Here is a 17,952-nt window from a genome sequence, read left to right on the forward strand (position 1 = left end):
GGAGACCGATCCGCCCGCGATCATCCGGATGCCCGTTCCCAGCCTTGGTTCCGACGCCCTCCGCTGGTCGAGTAGCGGCGCCGCGGAGCATCGAGACCCCGCCCACCCCCGCGCAGGCACCGCGCGTTCACGTCGCGGCGACCGCGCGTTCACCCGGGCGGACCAGCGTGGACGGGTTCCTTTCGAACCCGCTCAGGAGACCCGTGCCCCGTCCTCATGCCCCCCGCCGCGCCGCCGGCGCCGCGATCGTCCTCACCCTCGCGAGCTGCACGCTCGGAGCCGCCCTGCCCGCCGCGGCGAGCGGCGACTCCTTCTTCACCCGCATCGCCACCGTGCCCGCGTACCTCAACGCCGCCGACCCGGCCGTCGACTCCGCCGTCGCCGAGATCTCGAGCGCGTCGCCCGACGGCCGCCTCGTCTACTCGACCGACTCGGCCGGCCAGCGCATCAACGTGCTCGACATCAGCGACCCCGAGTCGCCCGAGCCGCTCGGCGGCGTTGACGTCGGCGGAGAGCCGACCTCGGTCTACGCGACCGGCGAGTACGTCCTCGCGGTCGTCGACACGAGCGACGGCGACTTCGCGAACCCCTCCGGTCACGTGAGCGTGCTGCACGCCTCCGATCTCGCGCCTGTCGCGACGATCGAGCTCGGCGGACAGCCCGACTCGATCGACGTCACCACCGCCGGCGACACCGCGGTCATCGCGATCGAGAACCAGCGCGACGAGGAGTCCACCCCCGAGGGCGCCGAGGAGGGCGACCTGCCGCAGGCGCCCGCCGGCGAGCTCGTCATCATGGACCTGGCCGGGGACCCCTCGACCTGGGTCGCCGAGCACGTCTCCCTCACCGGACTCGCGGGCCTCGACACCCCCGAGGACCCCGAGCCCGAGTACGTCTCGATCAACCCCGCCGACACGGCCGTCGCCGTGACCCTGCAGGAGAACAACGCCGTCGCGATCGTCGACCTGGCCTCGCGCGAGGTCCTCACCTCCTACTCCGCGGGCACCGTCTCGGTCGACGGCATCGACACGCTCGACGACGACACGATCTCGCTCACCGGATCGATCACCGACGTCCCGCGCGAGCCCGACGCCATCGGCTGGGTCGGCGATGCGCACGTCGCGATCGCGAACGAGGGCGACTGGAAGGGCGGCACGCGCGGCTGGTCGATCCTCGACGCGGCCACCGGAGCGGTGCAGTGGGACGCGGGGAACACCTTCGACCACCTCGCCGTGAGCCTCGGCCTTTACCCCGACAAGCGCTCCGACGCGAAGGGCTCCGAGCCCGAGGGCCTGCTCTCGGCGACCTTCGACGGCGTGCCCTACGTCTTCGTCGGCGCCGAGCGCGCCAACTTCGTCGCGGTCTACGACGTCTCCGACCCGACTGCGCCGCGCCTCGTGCAGGCGCTGCCGTCGACGCCCGGTCCGGAGGGGCTGCTCGCCCTGCCCGAGCGCGACCTCCTCGTCGTCTCGAGCGAGACCGACGACGCCGAGGCGGCGCTGCGCGCGACCGTGCAGCTCTACGCGCTCGGCGCCTCCGCCCCCGCGTTCCCCACGCTCGTCTCGACCGAGGCCGACGGATCGCCGCTGCCCTGGGGCGCTCTCTCGGGGCTCTCGACCGACCCGGCCGACGCCGACCGCCTCTACGCGGTGAGCGACAGCGCCTACGCGCCGAGCACGATCCACTCGATCGACACCTCCGTCACCCCCGCGGTGCTGGACGCGACGACGACCGTCACCGAGGCGGGTGAGCCGGCCGCCCTCGACCTCGAGGGCATCGCGGCGCGCACCGGCGGCGGTTTCTGGGCCGTGACCGAGGGCGCGACCGGACCCGAGAACGCCCTGCTGCGCCTCGACGCGTCCGCCGCGGTGCTCGAGCGCATCGCGCTCCCCGCCGAGGTCGCCGAGGCGCTCGGCTCGCAGGGCTTCGAGGGCGTCACGATCGAGACCGGTGCCGAGGGCGAGATCGTCTGGACCGCGCTGCAGCGCGAGGCCTCGATCGACGCGGACGGAGTGGTGCGCCTCGGCCGCTACGACGTCGCCGCCGACACCTGGAGCTTCTTCGGCTACCCCCTCGAGGCTCCGTCCGGAGTCGAGGGCGACTGGAACGGCCTCTCCGAGATCACCCTGACCCCGGCGGGCACGCTCGCCGTGATCGAGCGCGACAAGCGCAACGGTCCGGATGCGTCCCTCAAGGCCGTCTACACGGTCCCGCTCCCCACGGGCGCGGGTGCCGCGGTCGGCGAGGAGCTGCCGATGCTCGAGAAGACGCTCGCCGCCGACGTACTGCCGGCGCTCGAGGCGGGCGCCGGCTGGACCCAGGAGAAGCTCGAGGGGCTCGGCATCACGGGCTCGGGCGAGGTCTTCGTGGTCACGGACAACGACGCGGTCGACGACGCGAACGGCGAGACCGTGCTCGCGTCGCTCGGCTCGGCGGAGTCGGTCTTCGGCACGGCGGTCTCGCCGGAGCCGACGCCGGTGCCGACGGGCGAGCCGACCACGGCACCCACGGCCGAGCCCACCACGGAGCCGACGGTCGCGCCGACCGCGCAGCCCACCACGGCCCCGACCGCGGCCCCCACCGCCGCGCCGGCTCCGCACGCCACCACCCCGGCCGCGGCCGTCCCGCCGCGCACCCCGGCGAAGCCGACCGGCGGACTCGCCAGCACCGGCGTCGAGGGCGGCTGGCTCGCCGCCGCGGCCCTCGGCCTGCTGGCCGCCGGCGCCGTCGCGCTCGGACTCGGACGCCGCCGCACCGCGCGCTGACTGCACTGAGCCGAGGAGCCGGCTCCCGCGAGACGCCCTGCGCGTCCTCGGGAGTCGGCTCCTCCGTCGTCGAGGCGCCGATTCCGGCCGGCCCCGCGCAGAACATCAGCCGAGAAGGGGGTCTGTCGCCTGACAGCGGACAGACCCCTGGCGCAGCCGACGTTCCGCAGCACGCCGCCGCCGCGCCCGTAGTCTGGAGTCCCCGCCCGGTCGCGGGTCCGACGATCGAAGAGGCCGCCCCAGCGTGAACGTCCGCGAGCTCCTCACCCATCCCGAGCTCCAGCTGACCCTGGTGACCGGCGACGAGGTGCAGCTCTCGCGCGCGATCTCGGGCACCTACACGATCGACCTCCCCGATCCGGGCCGCTTCCTCTCCCCCGGCGACGTCGTGCTCACGAGCGCGCTGTGGACCTCCGGCCGCGAGAGCGTCGAGCGGTTCGTCGGCCAGGTCGCCGATCGCGGGGTCGTGGCGATCGTCGTCGGCCTCATCGCCGTCGGCACGCTTCCCGCCGGCATGGCCGAGGTCTGTCGGCGGCACGGAGTCGCGCTGCTGACGGTCTCGCCCGAGGTCTCCTTCAAGACGATCGGCCAGACCGTCGCGGGGGTGCTCGCGCAGGCCGACCTGCCGACTCTCGGCCGCGACGCCCGCTTCGCCCGGCGCCTGCTCCAGGACCTCGCCGCGGACGAGGGCGTGCACGCCGCCCTCCGCGCCTTCTTCGAGGAGTTCGCGCACGGCAGCTGGGTGATCGACCGCTCCGGCGTCCTCGTCGCGTCGGCGGGCGGCATGCCGTCCCCCGCCGAGTCCGGATCGGCGTGGGACGCCTCGCTCGCCTCCTCCGACGACCGATGGGACGTCGCGCCCGGCAGCCGCACCCTGTCCCGCAAGGCCCTGTTCTCCTCCTCCGGTGAACGGCTCGGCGTGCTCGTGGTGACCGGCGATCAGAGGGGCTGGTCGGAGGAGTCGGCCGACGCCGCCGATCTGCTCGCGAGCACCGTGGCCGGTCGCCTCGCGCTCGCCCGCCGCCGGGAGCAGGAGGCGGCGGGTCCGCTGCTCGATCTGCTCCGCGCCGTCGAGAACGACGAGCTGCCGGACGGCGAGGTCTCGGTGCGGCTGCGCCTGCTCGGGGCGCGGCTGGGAGCGCCTCTGCGGGTGGTGGTGGCCCGCTCGGACGATCCGTCGCTCCCTCCCGAGGCGCTGCTGCGGCCGCTGCGCGAGGCGGGCGAGCGCGAGCACGCTCTGGCCCTCGGCGGTGTGCTCGACGGAGGCGCGGTGCTGCTCCTGGGCGATCCGCACGACGAGGAGAGGCAGCCGGGGCCCGCCCTCCGCGCCGCCGTCGAGGCCGAGCCGTGGCTCCTGCGCGGACGCCGGGTGTCGATCGGCGTCGGTGACGGCTCCCGCTCCGTCGGGCAGCTCGGAGCCTCGCTGCTCGCCGCCCGCGCCCGGGCGACCGCGGCCGCCGGATCCTCCGCAGACCCCGTCACGGTGCTCGCGCACACGGTGCCGGTCTCGAGCGGCGCCCTGCTCGAGCTGATCTCGCCGCGCACCCGCGCCGCCTTCGCCCGGGAGGTGCTCGGCGAGCTGGTCCGCTACGACGACGAGCACCGCTCCGACATGGTCGAGACCCTGCGCGTGTTCCTCGAGAGCGGAGGCGCGTGGCGCCGGGCCGCGGACCTCCTGCACCTGCACGCCAGCACCCTGCGCTACCGCGTGCAGCGCATCGAGGCGCTGACGGGCCGCGACCTCGGCTCGATGTCCGACCGCGTCGACCTGCACCTGGCACTGCGCTACCTCTGAGCGGGAGGCGAACCGCCCGAGGACTCTCCACGCAGCGCGGAACCCCGGGCCCCGTCGTGCGGGATCTCCCGGGGTTCACTTCCGGATCCACCGCGAGGGACCGACCGGGCGATTCTCACATGCCCCGCCACCCGCACGACGGGACCCGCCAGGGGGCGCTGCGGGTTCGGAACAGCCGGAGCCCCTACGCCGACGCCGCGTGCGCGTCGATCCGCGCGAGCAGCTCCTCCTGGACCTCGGGCGACGCCCACGAGCCGAGCACCGAGTTGCGCGCGAGCTGCACCAGCTCGTCGCGGGTGAAGCCCGCGCGGGACGCCAGCGCGAGGTAGTTGTCGGCGACGTACCCGCCGAAGTACGCCGGGTCGTCGGAGTTCACCGTCACCCGCACGCCGCGCTCGAGCAGCGCGCGCAGCTCCACCGCCTTCATGTCGCTCGAGACGAACGAGTTCGACAGCGGGCAGCAGGTCAGCGCGAGTCCGCGCTCGAGCACGCGCTCGACGAGCTCGGGAGCCTCGACGATGTTCGTGCCGTGGTCGATCCGGTCGACGCCGATCTCCTCGAGCACCTGGCGCAGGTGCTCGACGCTGTTGGGCTGGTCGACGTCGCAGTGCATCGTCAGCCGGAGCCCCGCCTCGCGGGCGAGCGCGAACACCTCGCGGAACTTCGCCGGCGGGTTGCCGCGCTCGTCGGAGTCGAGCCCCACGCCGATCAGGCGGTCGGCGAACGGCAGCGCGCGCTCGAGCGTCTCGCGGGCGCTCTCGGCCGACAGGTCGCGCAGGAAGCAGAGGATGAGCCCCGCGTCGATCCCGAGCGCGGCCGCGTCGACGGCGGCGCGGTGGTAGCCGCCGATCACCGACTCGAACGGCACGCCCCGCGAGGTGTGCGCCTGCGGGTCGAAGAACACCTCGGCGCGCACGACCCCGTCGGCGGCGGCGCGGCGGAAGTACTCCGTCGCCAGGTCGTAGAAGTCCTGCTCCTCGCGGAGCACGTCCATCGCCGGGTAGTAGACGGCGAGGAACGAGGCGAGCGAGTCGAAGTCGTACGAGAGCGCGGCGGGCACCGGCAGGCCGTTGCGCTCGGCGAGGCGCACGCGCAGATCCGGCTCGAGGGTGCCCTCGAGGTGCATGTGCAGCTCGGCCTTGGGCAGGCCGCGGACGAAGGAGTCGAGGGTCACGGGGGCCTTCCTGTTCAGCGGGCCGTCGCGATGAAGTCCATCGCGACGAGGGGTCCGGGCAGCGCCGCGCCGAGCACGGTGCGCGCGGGCGGATCGACGGGGAAGCGCTCGGCGTAGACGGCGGAGGAGGCGGCGAAGTCGCGCTCGAAGTCGGTGAGGATCATCGTGATCCGCACCACGTCGCCCAGATCCAGGCCGAACTCGGTGCCGAGCAGCCGTTCGATGTTGTCGAGCGCGGCGGCGGTCTGCGCCGCGACGCCCTCGGGGACCGAGCCGTCACCCGGCGCGAACGGTCCGATGGCGGATCCGTAGACCACTCCGTGCGCCTCGACCGCGTGGCTGTAGGCCCCGCGCGGCGCACCGAGCGCCTCGGCCGAGACGAACCGGCGGGGTGCGGCGGTCATCGGAGCGATTCCGGCAGCGCGCCCGACACGACCCGGCCGCGGGACACGACGGCCACGATGCTCTCGGCCCGCAGGTCGTCGATGCTCTCCCACGGGCGCCCGTGCAGCACGACGAAGTCGGCGCCGAAGCCGGCCGCGAGCCGCCCGACGCGCGCGCCGAGTCCGACCACGGCGGCCGCGTCGGACGTCGCCGCGATCAGCGCGCGCTCCGAGCTCCAGCCGAACGCCATGCGCATCCGCCGCACCTCGTCGAGCTGCTCGCCCCAGTCGACGTAGACGCCGTTCGCGTCGGTGCCGAGCACGAAGCGCACCCCGGCCTCGCCCGCCGCGAGGAACCCGGCGTCGCGGGTGGCGACGACGTCCTGCGCCTTGAGCGACGCCTCCGGGGACGACGGCGCACGCCCGGCGGCGATCACGTCGTTGATGAAGAGGGTGGGAGCGACCGGCAGGTTCCGCTCGACGAGCGTCGCCCAGTGCTGCGGACCGATGGCGGTGCCGTGCTCGATCGAGTCGACGCCGAGCGCGAGCGCGCGGTCGAGGCCCTCGACGGAGTGCGTGTGCGCGGCGACGGGCATGCCCAGCGCGTGCGCCTCGTCGATCGTCGCGGCGATCTCGGCGTCGGTCTGGTTGCGCCAGCCGACCCGGTCGCCCATCGAGAGCACTCCGCCGCTCGTGTAGATCTTGATGCCGTCGGCTCCCGCCCGCGCCCAGGTGCGGACCAGCCGCCGGCACTCGTCGGGGCTGTCGGCGACGCGGTCGCGGTGCGGGTAGTGCGGAGGCACGAACAGGTCGCCGTGACCGGCCGTCATGCCGACCGCGCCGTGCGTGACGAGCCGCGGCCCGTCGGCGATGCCCTGCTCGAACATCCGCGCCACGGTCATCTGCAGCTCGTCGGCGCCGAGATCGCGCAGGGTCGTGACTCCGGCGCGGGCCGCCTTGCGCGCGTTGTTCGCGATGTGGAACACCCGCTCCTCGCGCGGGGTGATCAGCGGCCAGGAGGCGAAGTCGGCGGTGCCCGCGCCCGAGTAGGCGCCGAGGTGCACATGGGTGTCGACGAGGCCGGGGATGATCGAGAGGGCCTCCTCTCCGCCGTGCGCCTCGACGGGGTCGACGGAGACGATCTCGTCGCCGTGCCACGCGAGGGCCGCCGTGCCGAGGGCGCGCCGCCCGTCCCAGATCGTGCCGGTGATGGTGTTGCCGCTCATGCCGCTCCTCTAGTCCTGTCCGCCGAAGCGGACGGCCGCCAGTCTCTCGCCGATCGCCACGACGGCGTAGGCCGCGACTCCCAGCGCCGTGATCACCGCGAGCGACGCCCACAGCTCGTCGTAGCGGAAGCCCGCCGAGGCGCGCTGCACCGCTCCGCCCAAGCCCTTGCCCGTGGCCAGCCACTCGGCCAGCATCGCGCCGCTCAGAGCGGAGGGGACAGCCACCTTGGCCGCCGCGAAGATCGCCGGCACCGCGGTGGGCAGGGCGACCTTGAGCAGCACGTCCAGCGGCGAGCCTCCGTAGACCGTCACCAGCTCGAACGACTCGCGCGAGAGCGAGCGCAGCCCGAACACCACGGTCACGAGCGCCGGGAAGAAGACGGCGACCGCTCCCACCACGGCGACCGCCGCGAGCCCGTTGCCGATCGCGAGCGTGATCAGCGGAGTGACCACGATCAGCGGCATCGACTTGAGCAGCATCGCGATCGGCATCACCGTGGCCTCGAGCGAGCGGACGAGCACGAAGAGCACCGCGATCGCGAGGGCGACGAGCATGCCCGCCGCGTAGCCGATCAGGGCGTCGAGCGCGGTGACGCCGAGGTTGCCGAAGACGACCGCGCGGTTCTCGGCGGCGTCGGCCTCGACGAAGAGGTAGGTCGCGACGTCGGTCGGCGTCTTGCCCAGGAGGGGCGAGATGTCGGCGATCGCGAGGAACGCGTACCAGAACGCGATCGCGAGCACCGCGGCGATCGCGAGCGGGACGAGCTCGGCACGGACGATGCGGAGCGCGAGGCGCGGCGTGAGGTCGCGGTCGCGGGCGCGGCGAGCGGGAGTGCGCGTGGCGCTCATACGACTCCTCCCGTGCGGCGCAGGACCGAGCGGCGGGTGGCGCGCGGCGTGCCGGTCACACGCGGCATGACCCAGCGCCCGACGGCCGCGATCAGCGCGTAGCCGAGGATCGTGACCACTCCGCTCAGCACCGCGAAGGCCCAGGCGCGCTCGACGTCCATCTGGCGCTGCGCGACCGCAAGCGCGACTCCGAGGCCCGTCGTCACTCCGCCGAGGTACTCGCCGAGCACGGCGCCGAGGATCGCCGCTGGCATGCCGACCTGGAGCGCCGTGAGCGTCGCGGGCACGGCCGCGACGGCCTGCACCTTCACGATCTGCGCCCAGCGGCTGCCGCGGTACGCCGAGACGAGGTCGAGCGCGGTGCGCGGTGCCGAGCGGACGCCCAGCAGCGCGCCGATCAGGGTGGTGAAGAAGACCAGGAGCGCGGCGAGGAAGATCGAGGTGGTCCGGCCGCCGAAGGTCACGAGGATCACCGGTCCGACCGCCGTCAGCGGGAGGCAGTGGCTGATCACGCCGATCTGCTCGATCACCCGGTGGGTCCACGGCAGCAGCAGCGCGACGACGGCGAGCGCCAGTGCCGCGATCGTGCCCCAAAGGTAGCCGCAGCCGGCGGCAAGCACGGTGTCGCCGACGTTGCGGAGGTAGAAGAGGGGACCGTCGCGGAGGAACGCGGCGACGATCGCGCCCGGGCTCGGCACCGCGCGGCTCTCGCGGTAGACGGTCTCGGCGAGGATCCACCAGACCGCGACGAACACCGCGAGTCCGGCGAGGACGCGCCAGTTCGTGCGCAGCCAGGTCACCCCTCGTCCTCCATCGCCACGCCGTGCTGAGAGAACAGCAGGTCGGTGATGCGGTCCTCGATCGCGTGGAACTCGGGACTGCGGAGCATCTCGACCGTGCGCGGACGCGGCAGGTCGATGTCGATGACCTCGACGATGCGCCCGGGCCGGGGCGACATCACGGCCACCGTGTCCGAGAGGAGGATCGCCTCGGCGATGCCGTGCGTCACCATCAGGGTGGTCGCCGGCCGCGCGGTCCAGATGCGCTGCAGCTCGAGGTTGAGCCGCTGGCGCGTCATGTCGTCGAGCGCGCCGAACGGCTCGTCGAGCAGGAGCAGATCGGGCTGCACCACGAGCGCGCGGGCGATCGAGGCGCGCTGGCGCATGCCGCCCGAGAGCTGCGACGGGTAGGCGTCCTCGAAGCCGGTCAGACCGACGAGGTCGAGCAGGTCCGGGATGCTGTCGCGCTTGGACGCCTGCCGCGTCAGCTCGAGCGGCAGCCGCACGTTGGAGCGCACCGAGCGCCAGGGCAGCAGAGCCGAGTCCTGGAATGCGATGCCCAGCTCGGCCTTCCGCTTCGTGCCGACGACGGGAGTGCCGTGGATCGAGACGGAGCCGGTGGTCGGCTTCTCGAGCCCGGCCAGCATCCGCAGGATCGTCGATTTGCCGCAGCCGGAGGGGCCCAGCAGCGACAGGAACGACCCGCGCGGAGTGACGAGGTCGACCTCGGCGAGCGCCTGCACCGACCGGGAGCCCAGGTCGAAGCGCTTGCTCAGGCCCGACAGGCGGATGCCCTCGGTGCCGTTCTCGATGGTGGTCAACGTCTCGTCCTCTCGCGCGGGTCGTCAGGGAGTGCTCGGGGGTCAGCCCTCGAGCAGCTCCGGGTGCTCCTCGTAGACCTCGTCGATCAGCGTGGTGTCGAAGAGCTCGTCGGCGTCGAGCTCGATGCCGGTCAGCGCGAGGGAGGCGACCGACTGCTCCTGCAGCTCGTCGCTGATGGTGAGCAGGCCGTTCTCGTCGGTCTCGGGAGTGCTGATCAGCTCGGTCTGGGTGACCATGACCTGCGCCTGCTCCTCCACCTTGTAGTTCTGGTCGGCGGCGTAGTCGGCGACCACGGTCTCGGCGGTCGCCTCGGGGTCGGCGACGGCGTCCTGCCAGCCCTGCACGAGGGCGAGCAGCAGCGCCTTCACCTTCTCGCGCTCGTCGTCGATGCTCGCCTGTGCGACCACGATCGTCTCGCCCACCATCGGCAGGCCGGTGTCGGCGAGCAGGAACTGCTGCGCCGAGAATCCGCGCTGGTTGAGCGTGTTGGCTCCGGCGGTCGCGTAGCCGATGTAGCCGTCGACCTGGCCGGTGGTCAGCAGCGTCGAATCGGTGAGGGGCACGCGATTCACGTCGGACTCGTCGATGTCGTTGGCGGCGAGGAACGCGCGCCAGACGAGGTCGTTGCTGTCGCTCACTCCGATGGTCTTGCCGACCATGTCCTCGGGGGTCTCGATCGGGGCGTCGGTCAGCGAGACGATCGCGAACGGGTTCTTCTGGTAGGTCGCTCCGACGATCTTCATCTCGGCGCCCTCCGAGATCGCGGGGCCGGTGATCAGCGGGGAGGAGACGCCGGCGAACGCGGATCCGCTCGCGATGGCGGTCTCGGCTCCGGTCGCGCCGGTGCCGCCGGGGGTCAGGGTGACGGAGTCGAAGCCTGCGTCGGCGAAGTAGCCGTTCGCGTCGGCGAGGTACTCGCCCGCGAACTCGACGTGGGGGACCCAGGAGAGCTGCATCGCGGCCTCGCCGAACGAGCCCTCCTCGCCCGAGCCGGAGGCGCTCGCGTCGGAGCCGCTCGAGCAGGCGGTGAGGGCGGTCGTGGTGGCCAGGGCCACGGCGAGCGCGCCGAGCACGGCGCGGCGACGCGAGCGGGTGAGGACGGTGAGGGGCATGCGGGCTCCAATGAGGCGTCGGATGGGGGATGGGGCGGGCCCGGGGGAAGGCGGGTTCCAGTCGACCGCAGTCGGGCGGCCGACCGCCTCGTCGCACGGAGGATTTCCCCGGCCGCGCACCGCCCGCTCCTCGATGCACGGGGAAACCGTGTTGCGGTCAGGTTTCCAGCCTGCCACTGCGGGTTTCAACTCCGCTGCTAGTGGAGCGACTCGCGCTCTTTTCACGTTCTATCTGCACGATCCGAGGAACAGCACCCGGTCGCCCGCAGCTCGACCTGAACGCGGGCCGCTCCCGCCCCTCCTCGGAGCGCAGCAGCCTGCAGAACATCAGCTGGCGAGGGGGTCTGTCGGCTGACAGCGGACAGACCCCCTTCGTGGCTGATGTTCTGCAGCCGGTGCGCGGCCGGCCGGGCCGGTCAGCTGCCGAGAGACGGGGTGTCGGTGGGGACGTCCGGCTGGTCGCCCTCAGCGGGCGGGGTCGGGTGCTCGCCGTCCGCCGGAGGCGTCGGGTGCTCGCCGTCGGCCGGAGGGGTCGGGTGCTCACCGTCCGCCGGCGGGGTCGGGTGCTCGCCGTCCGCCGGAGGCGTCGGGCGCTCGCCGTCCGTCGGCGGGGTCGGCCGCTCCCCGTCCGCAGGCGGCGTCGGCGGGGTCGGCCGCTCCCCGTCCGCAGGCGGCGTCGGCGGGGTCGGCCGCTCCCCGTCCGCCGACGGCAGCCCGCCGGCGGGGGCCCCGCGGGTCCGCACTCGCCCGGCGCAGGAGGCGTCGGCGCCGACCCCTCGCCCGGAGCATCCGTCGATCCCGGCGTCGGCGCATCCGGTGTCGCACTCGCCCCCGGTCCCGGCACGACGGACCCGTTCGGCGAGGCGGTGGCCGTGGGAGTCGCGGTGCCCGTCGCCGACGGCCCCGCCGCGAAGGCCGCCGTCGATCCCAGTGCCGCGAGCCCGAGCGCTCCCGCTGCGATGCCGACGACCAGTCGAGTGCGGGGGCGGCGCGGTCCGCGGGGCTGGTCGGTGGTGGTCTCGTCCATGATGATTCTCCTCCGTCCGGCGCTGCGGCGGACCCGGTCGGGCCCGGCTCGCCGCCGGTTCCTCATCAGACTCCGAAGCGGTTCTGAAGCCCCGCTTAAGAACAGCGTCCGCACAGGTGGCGCAGGGCCGGCCGATAACGGGCGCTCCTACGCTCGGCGGATGCCCTCCGCCGCCCGCGTCCTCCTCGTCGAGGACGACGACGCCCTCCGCTCCTCCGTCGACACCGCTCTGCGCAGCGAGCGCTTCACCGTGCGCGCCCTGGCCAGCGGTGAGGACCTCGCGCTCGAGGTCGCCTCGTTCGCGCCAGACCTCGTCGTCCTCGACTGGATGCTCCCCGGGCCCAGCGGCATCGTGCTCGCCGAGCGCCTCCGCCGCAGCAGCGACGCCGCGGTCATCATGCTGACCGCCCGCGACGCGGTCGACGACCGGCTGCGGGCGTTCGGCGAGGGAGTGGACGACTACGTCGTGAAGCCGTTCTCGCTCGCCGAGCTGGTCGCCCGGGTGACCGCCGTTCTGCGGCGCCGCGGGCGCATCCCGTCGATCATCGAGATCGGCGACCTGGTCGTCGATCCGGAGGCGGGTCGAGCCCGCCGCGCCGGCACGGCGCTGGACCTCACCGCGACGGAGTTCCGCCTGCTCGCGTTCCTCGCGGCGAGCCGGGGCCGCACGCTCACCAAGACGCAGATCCTCACCCAGGTCTGGGGCTACGACCACGTCGACCCCAACCTCGTCGAGGTGCACCTCAGCTCGCTGCGCAAGAAGATGGAGGCGCACGGCGACCGCCTCGTCCACACGGTCCGCGGCCTGGGCTACCGGGTCGACGCGTGAGCACCGCACCGCTGCGCACCGGATCGCTCCGCCTGCGGACCGTCGTCGCCGTGCTGGCCCTGCTCGCGGTGCTGCTGCTGGCACTCTCGGTGACGGTGCAGGTCGTCCTCGGCGACCGCCTCCGCTCGCAGATCGAGGAGCGGCTGGCCGATCGCGCCGCGGCCGCGGCCGCCCTGGTCGGCACGGTCGACGACGACGACCTCGCCTCCCGCCTCTCGGCGCAGGGCGTCTCGGTGCTGATCACGAGCCCCGAGGGCGAGGCGGTCGTCGCGGGTCCGAGCCCGGAGGAGCTGCGCCGCGGACCGGGGAGCGGCCTCCCCGCCGGCCCCGGTCCCGCTCCCGCCGCGCCGCCGTCCACGGCCGGCACGACCGACGCGCCCGCCTCCGCGGTCACCGTGACCTCCTCCTCCGTCACCGCCGACGACGACCTCGTCACCCTCGCCTCGACGCTCAGCGACGGCACCGAGCTGGTGCTGACCGCCGACGCGAGCTCGGTCGGCACGACCCTCGCATCGCTGAACGCGATCCTGCTCGGCGCCTCGGCCGCGTTCCTCCTCCTCGCGGCCGGCGCTCTCGTCGTGGTGGTGCGCGCGACGCTCCGCCCCCTCGAGCGGATGACGACGGTCGCCCGTTCCATCGCCCGCGGCGACCGCGGCCGGCGGCTGCGCCCCTCGCGCCCCTCCACTGAGCTGGGCCGCACCGCGACCGCGTTCGACGAGATGCTCGACGACCTCGAGACGGCCGAATCCGCTGCCCTCGCGGCCGAGCAGCGGATGCGCGCCTTCGTGTCCGACGCGGCGCACGAACTGCGCACCCCGGTCGCGGGCATCCGGGCGGCGGCGGACGCCCTGGTCCGCGCCGACGGCTCGAGCGAGGAGCGCGAGCGGCTGGCCGTTCTCGTGGTGCAGGAGTCGCTGCGCGCGGGTCGGCTGATCCAGGACATGCTCCTGATGGCGCGCCTCGACGAGGGTCTGGCGGTGCGCTCGGAGCCGGTCGACGTCTCGTCGATCGCCGGCGCGGTGCTCGAGCGCCAGCGCCTCCGCAGGCCGGGGATCGTGCTCGCACTGCGGAGCGACGCGGCGGTGCCGCCCGCCGACGGCGACCCCGACCGGCTCGAGCAGATCGTCGCCAACCTCGTCGAGAACGCGGGGCGCTTCGCCCGCTCGCGCGTCGACGTCGTGGTCGCGGCGACGCCGAGCGGAGTGTCGCTGACGGTCGACGACGACGGGCCCGGCGTCGCGGATTCGGAGCGCGAGCGGGTGTTCGACCGGCTCGTGCGCCTGGACGACGCCCGGAACCGTGCCGACGGAGGGGCGGGGCTCGGCCTGCCGATCGCCCGCGGCCTCGCCCGGGCCCAGGGCGGCGACCTCGTCTGCCTGCCGCGGGACGGAGGCGCGCGCTTCCGAGTCACGCTGCGGGCGGCTGCTCCGCAGAAGCCCCGGAGCGCGGAGGCCACGGGCGCCCGCCTCCCCCTCCGCGCGCAGACGAGCGCGCAGCCCTACAGCACGTAGAGCATCTCCTGGTAGGTCGGCAGCGGCCACAGGTCGTCCGCCACCACGTCCTCGAGCGCGTCGGCCGCCGTGCGGACGAGCGCCATGGCCGGCAGCAGCGCCGCCGCGGCGTGCTTCGCCTCGGCCTCGGCCGTGTGCCCCGGCTCGACCGCGAGGGCCGCCTTGAGCTCCGCCAGTGCCGACCGCAGCGCGTCGACCTGCTCCGAGACCTCCAGCAGCGGGTCGAGCGACGTGCCCACTCCGGCCGCCTTCATCGCGGCCACGTTCGAGGCCAGCTCGGTCTGGTGCCGCACGGCCGCGGGCAGCACGGTCGTGGTCCCCATCTCGAGCGTGAGGCGCGCCTCCACCCCGATGGTGAGCGCGTACTGCTCGAGCCCGATCTCGTAGCGCGAGTGCATCTCGCGGTGGTTGAACACGCGGTACTTCTCGAACAGCGCCAGCGCCGGCTCGGTGATCAGCTCGGGCAGGGCGTCGAGGGTCGTCCGCAGGTTCGCGAGCCCGCGCTTCTCGGCCTCGATCGGCCAGGCGTCCGCGTAGCCGTCGCCGTTGAAGACGATCGCGCCGTGCTCGGTGATGATCCCGGTCAACAGCGCCTGCACGGCCTCGTCGAAGTCGACCCCGTCGGCCACGTCCTTCTCGAGCCGCGTGGCGATCCAGTCGAGCGACTCCGCCATGATCGTGTTGATCGTGACCATGGGCCCCGCGACCGACTGCATCGACCCGGGAGCGCGGAACTCGAAGCGGTTGCCGGTGAACGCGAACGGGCTCGTGCGGTTGCGGTCGCCGGGATCGGTCGGCAGCACCGGCAGCGTGTCGACTCCGATGGTCATGTGACCCCGGCCCTTCGACGAGGTGGCCGGGCCCGACGCGATCTGCTCGAACACGTCGGCGAGCTGGTCGCCGAGGAAGATCGAGATGATCGCCGGAGGCGCCTCGTTGGCCCCGAGGCGGTGGTCGTTCGTCGCAGAGGCGACGGAGGCCCGCAGGAGCCCGGAGTAGCGGTGCACCGCGCGGATCACGGCCGCGCAGAACACCAGGAACTGCGCGTTGTCGTGCGGGGTGTCGCCCGGCACCAGCAGCGAGCCGAGCGAGGAGTTGCCGAGCGAGAAGTTCACGTGCTTGCCCGAGCCGTTGACGCCCTGGAACGGCTTCTCGTGGAACAGGATCTCCATCCCGTGCTTCTTCGAGATGGTCTTGAAGGTCGTCATCAGCAGCTGCTGGTGGTCCGCCGCGACGTTGCCGCGCTCGAACATCGGCGCGATCTCGAACTGGCCGGGTGCGACCTCGTTGTGCCGCGTCTTCGCGGGGATGCCGAGCTTGAACAGCTCGCGCTCGGTGTCCATCATGAAGCCGAGCACGCGCTCGGGGATCGCCCCGAAGTAGTGGTCGTCGAACTCCTGGCCCTTGGGCGGGGTGCTGCCGAAGAGGGTGCGGCCCGCGTTCATCAGATCGGGACGGGCGAGGAAGAAGTGCCGGTCCACCAGGAAGTACTCCTGCTCAGGGCCGCAGAACGAGACGATCTTCTCGTCGTCGGCGTGGCCGAAGAGTGCCAGGACGCGCTCGGCGTGCTCGCCCATCGCCTGCTGCGAGCGCAGGAGCGGCGTCTTGTGGTCCAGCGCCTCGCCGGTCATCGAGACGAAGACGGTGGGGATGCAGAGGGTGTTGCCGTTGGGGTTCTCGAGCACGTAGGCCGGGCTCGTCACGTCCCAGCCGGTGTAGCCGCGCGCCTCGAACGTGTTGCGCAGCCCTCCGTTCGGGAAGCTCGACGCGTCGGGCTCGCCCTGCACGAGGGTCTTGCCGGCGAACTCGGCGAGCGCCGCTCCGTCGCCCGTGGGCTCGAAGAAGCTGTCGTGCTTCTCGGCGGTCACGCCGGTGAGCGGGTAGAACACGTGGGCGTAGTGGGTGGCGCCCTTCTCGAGCGCCCAGTCCTTCATCGCGCTCGCGACCGCGTCGGCGACCAGCGGATCCAGGGTCGTGCCGCGCTCGATCGTCGAGATCACGGACTTGTAGACCGACTTCGGCAGGCGCTTGCGCATCACCGCGGTGCTGAAGACGTTGGCGCCGAAGACCTCGCCGGGCGCCTCCGACTCGTCGAAGCTGTGCGCCGGAGGAACGTAGGCCTCCACGTCGCGGATGGCCTGGAGGCGGACGGTGTTGCCACTCATCGGGTCTGTTCCCTTCGTCGCGGCGGACGGCCCGCCGTGCGCGGGGCACCGCTGCGCCCACAGTAGGGAGGCCGTGTCTCCGGGTCGTTTCGACGGCATGACGGTCTGCCCCGTCCGCGCCACCGTTCCGGTGACACGGGTTTCGTTGGTCCGCACAACAAATCCGGAACCGCACGCGGCAGAATGGGGCCATGACGCACCGGAGCAACTGGGCGGGCACCTACGAGTACCGCGCCGCCGACATCCTCGAACCCGAGTCGATCGAGGAGGTGCAGTCCCTGGTCCGCTCGAGCGACCGGATCCGCGCCCTCGGGACCCGCCACTCCTTCAACGCCCTCCCCGACACCCCCGGCACCCTGCTGCACCTGGGCCGCCTCTCGCCCGACCCGGTGATCGACGCCGACGCGAGCACCGTGACGGTCGGAGGAGCGACGCGCTACGGCATCGTCGCCCAGCACCTGCACGCGGCCGGCTACGCCCTGCACAACATGGGCTCGCTCCCCCACATCTCCGTCGCCGGCGCGATCTCGACCGGCACCCACGGGTCCGGCGACCGCAACGCCAACCTCTCCTCCGCCGTCTCGGCGCTCGAGCTCGTCACCGCCGATGGATCGCTCCGCACGGTCCGCCGCGGCGAGCCCGGCTTCGAGGGCCTGGTCGTCGGACTCGGCGCCTTCGGCATCGTGACCCGCGTCACCCTCGACGTCCAGCCGACGTTCGACGTGCGGCAGGACGCGTTCGTCGACCTGCCCTGGGACCGCGTGCTCGACGACTTCGACGCGATCACCTCCTCCGCCTACAGCGTCAGCCTCATGACGCACTGGTCGAGCCCCACGGTCGAGCAGCTGTGGCTGAAGACCAAGGTCGAGAAGGGGAGCGTCGCCGACGTCGACGCGACGCACCTGGGCGCGATCGCGGCCTCCGCGAGCCTGTTCGCCGTGTCGGAGGGAGTGGACTCGAACCTGAACCCGTTCGGCGGGTCGGTCGGGCCGTGGTCCGAGCGACTGCCGCACTTCCGTCTCGATCGCGAGCCGAGTGCCGGCGACGAGATCCAGAGCGAGTACATGGTGCCGCGCTCGAGGATCCGCGAGGCGATCGTCGCGCTGCGCGCGATCGGCGACCGGATCGACGAGGTCCTGCTGATCACGGAGCTGCGCACCATGGCGGGCGACGACCAGTGGCTCTCGCCGGCGTCCGAGCGCGACAGCGTCGGCATCCACTTCACCTTCGCGAAGAACCGCGCGGGAGTCGACGCCGTGCTGCCCGCCGTCGAGGGCGCGCTGCTGCCGCTGGGCGCCCGGCCGCACTGGGGCAAGCACTTCCTGGCCGGAGCGGACGAGATCGCCCCGCTCTACCCGCACCTGCCCGAGTGGCGTGCGCTGGTGGCGGAGTGGGATCCCTCCGGCCGCTTCGCGAGCGACTTCGTGCGCGAGCGCCTGCTGGGCTGACGCCGGCGCGAGATGCCACTCCGGTACGCGACACGCCGACGAAGGCGTACCGGAGTGGCATCTCGCG

General features: G+C 73.2%; 13 protein-coding genes. 5 read left to right on the forward strand and 8 right to left on the reverse strand.

The features are described from left to right. Positions 1-203 precede the first annotated feature (203 nt). Together C1I63_RS02795 and C1I63_RS02800 are read left to right on the forward strand one after the other, a co-directional pair. Positions 204-2,765: an esterase-like activity of phytase family protein gene (locus C1I63_RS02795; RefSeq protein WP_211315554.1), complete on the forward strand. Its 2,562-nt coding sequence runs from the start codon at positions 204-206 to the stop codon at positions 2,763-2,765. A 244-nt stretch (positions 2,766-3,009) separates the two neighbouring features. Continuing rightward, positions 3,010-4,560 carry a PucR family transcriptional regulator gene (locus tag C1I63_RS02800; RefSeq protein ID WP_107573686.1) on the forward strand — a complete coding sequence of 517 codons (1,551 nt, stop codon included), beginning with the start codon at positions 3,010-3,012 and terminating at the stop codon, positions 4,558-4,560. A 184-nt stretch (positions 4,561-4,744) separates the two neighbouring features. Here C1I63_RS02800 and add read toward each other — a convergent pair whose 3' ends face one another. The 7 genes from add to C1I63_RS02835 are packed head-to-tail and all read right to left on the reverse strand — an operon-like array spanning position 4,745 to position 10,905. Continuing rightward, on the reverse strand, positions 4,745-5,734 hold the full coding sequence (gene add / locus C1I63_RS02805; RefSeq protein ID WP_244906960.1) for an adenosine deaminase: 990 nt from the start codon (positions 5,732-5,734) through the stop codon (positions 4,745-4,747). A 14-nt stretch (positions 5,735-5,748) separates the two neighbouring features. Then, complete coding sequence (locus tag C1I63_RS02810; RefSeq protein WP_107573687.1) at positions 5,749-6,138, reverse strand: RidA family protein; 390 nt, start codon at positions 6,136-6,138, stop codon at positions 5,749-5,751. After that, entirely contained in the window at positions 6,135-7,343 is a 1,209-nt protein-coding gene (locus C1I63_RS02815; protein WP_107573688.1) for an amidohydrolase family protein, read from the reverse strand. Before C1I63_RS02815 ends, C1I63_RS02810 begins: the two co-directional genes overlap by 4 nt. 9 nt (positions 7,344-7,352) lie before the next feature. Continuing rightward, positions 7,353-8,192 carry an ABC transporter permease gene (locus C1I63_RS02820; RefSeq protein WP_107573689.1) on the reverse strand — a complete coding sequence of 280 codons (840 nt, stop codon included), beginning with the start codon at positions 8,190-8,192 and terminating at the stop codon, positions 7,353-7,355. Beyond that, positions 8,189-8,992 (reverse strand): ABC transporter permease, encoded by an 804-nt coding sequence (locus tag C1I63_RS02825; protein WP_107573690.1) that lies wholly within the window; start codon positions 8,990-8,992, stop codon positions 8,189-8,191. Before C1I63_RS02825 ends, C1I63_RS02820 begins: the two co-directional genes overlap by 4 nt. Then, positions 8,989-9,792 carry an ABC transporter ATP-binding protein gene (locus tag C1I63_RS02830; protein ID WP_055789413.1) on the reverse strand — a complete coding sequence of 268 codons (804 nt, stop codon included), beginning with the start codon at positions 9,790-9,792 and terminating at the stop codon, positions 8,989-8,991. The genes C1I63_RS02825 and C1I63_RS02830 overlap by 4 nt, the downstream gene beginning before the upstream one ends. Before the next feature lie 42 nt (positions 9,793-9,834). Further along, the gene (locus C1I63_RS02835; protein WP_055789410.1) at positions 9,835-10,905 is read right to left on the reverse strand and encodes an ABC transporter substrate-binding protein; all 1,071 of its coding nucleotides are present in this window, start codon (positions 10,903-10,905) and stop codon (positions 9,835-9,837) included. 1,187 nt (positions 10,906-12,092) lie between these two features. Here C1I63_RS02835 and C1I63_RS02845 point away from each other — a divergent pair. Continuing rightward, positions 12,093-12,761, forward strand: a complete 669-nt coding sequence (locus C1I63_RS02845; RefSeq protein WP_107573691.1) for a response regulator transcription factor — start codon at positions 12,093-12,095, stop codon at positions 12,759-12,761. Continuing rightward, positions 12,758-14,272, forward strand: a complete 1,515-nt coding sequence (locus tag C1I63_RS02850) for a HAMP domain-containing sensor histidine kinase (RefSeq protein ID WP_107573692.1) — start codon at positions 12,758-12,760, stop codon at positions 14,270-14,272. Before C1I63_RS02845 ends, C1I63_RS02850 begins: the two co-directional genes overlap by 4 nt. On the opposite strand, the gene C1I63_RS02855 is transcribed toward C1I63_RS02850, so the two are convergent. Further along, positions 14,260-16,437 (reverse strand): glutamine synthetase III family protein, encoded by a 2,178-nt coding sequence (locus tag C1I63_RS02855; RefSeq protein ID WP_107573693.1) that lies wholly within the window; start codon positions 16,435-16,437, stop codon positions 14,260-14,262. The two genes, C1I63_RS02850 and C1I63_RS02855, sit on opposite strands and share 13 nt — an antisense overlap. A gap of 191 nt (positions 16,438-16,628) precedes the next feature. Here C1I63_RS02855 and C1I63_RS02860 point away from each other — a divergent pair, with 191 nt between their 5' ends. Then, a complete protein-coding gene (locus tag C1I63_RS02860; protein ID WP_107573694.1) occupies positions 16,629-17,885 on the forward strand; it encodes an FAD-binding protein in 1,257 nt (418 codons plus the stop codon). Positions 17,886-17,952 lie beyond the last annotated feature (67 nt).

The sequence above is a fragment of the Rathayibacter caricis DSM 15933 genome (assembly GCF_003044275.1).
GTDB classification, from domain to species: Bacteria; Actinomycetota; Actinomycetes; order Actinomycetales; family Microbacteriaceae; genus Rathayibacter; species Rathayibacter caricis.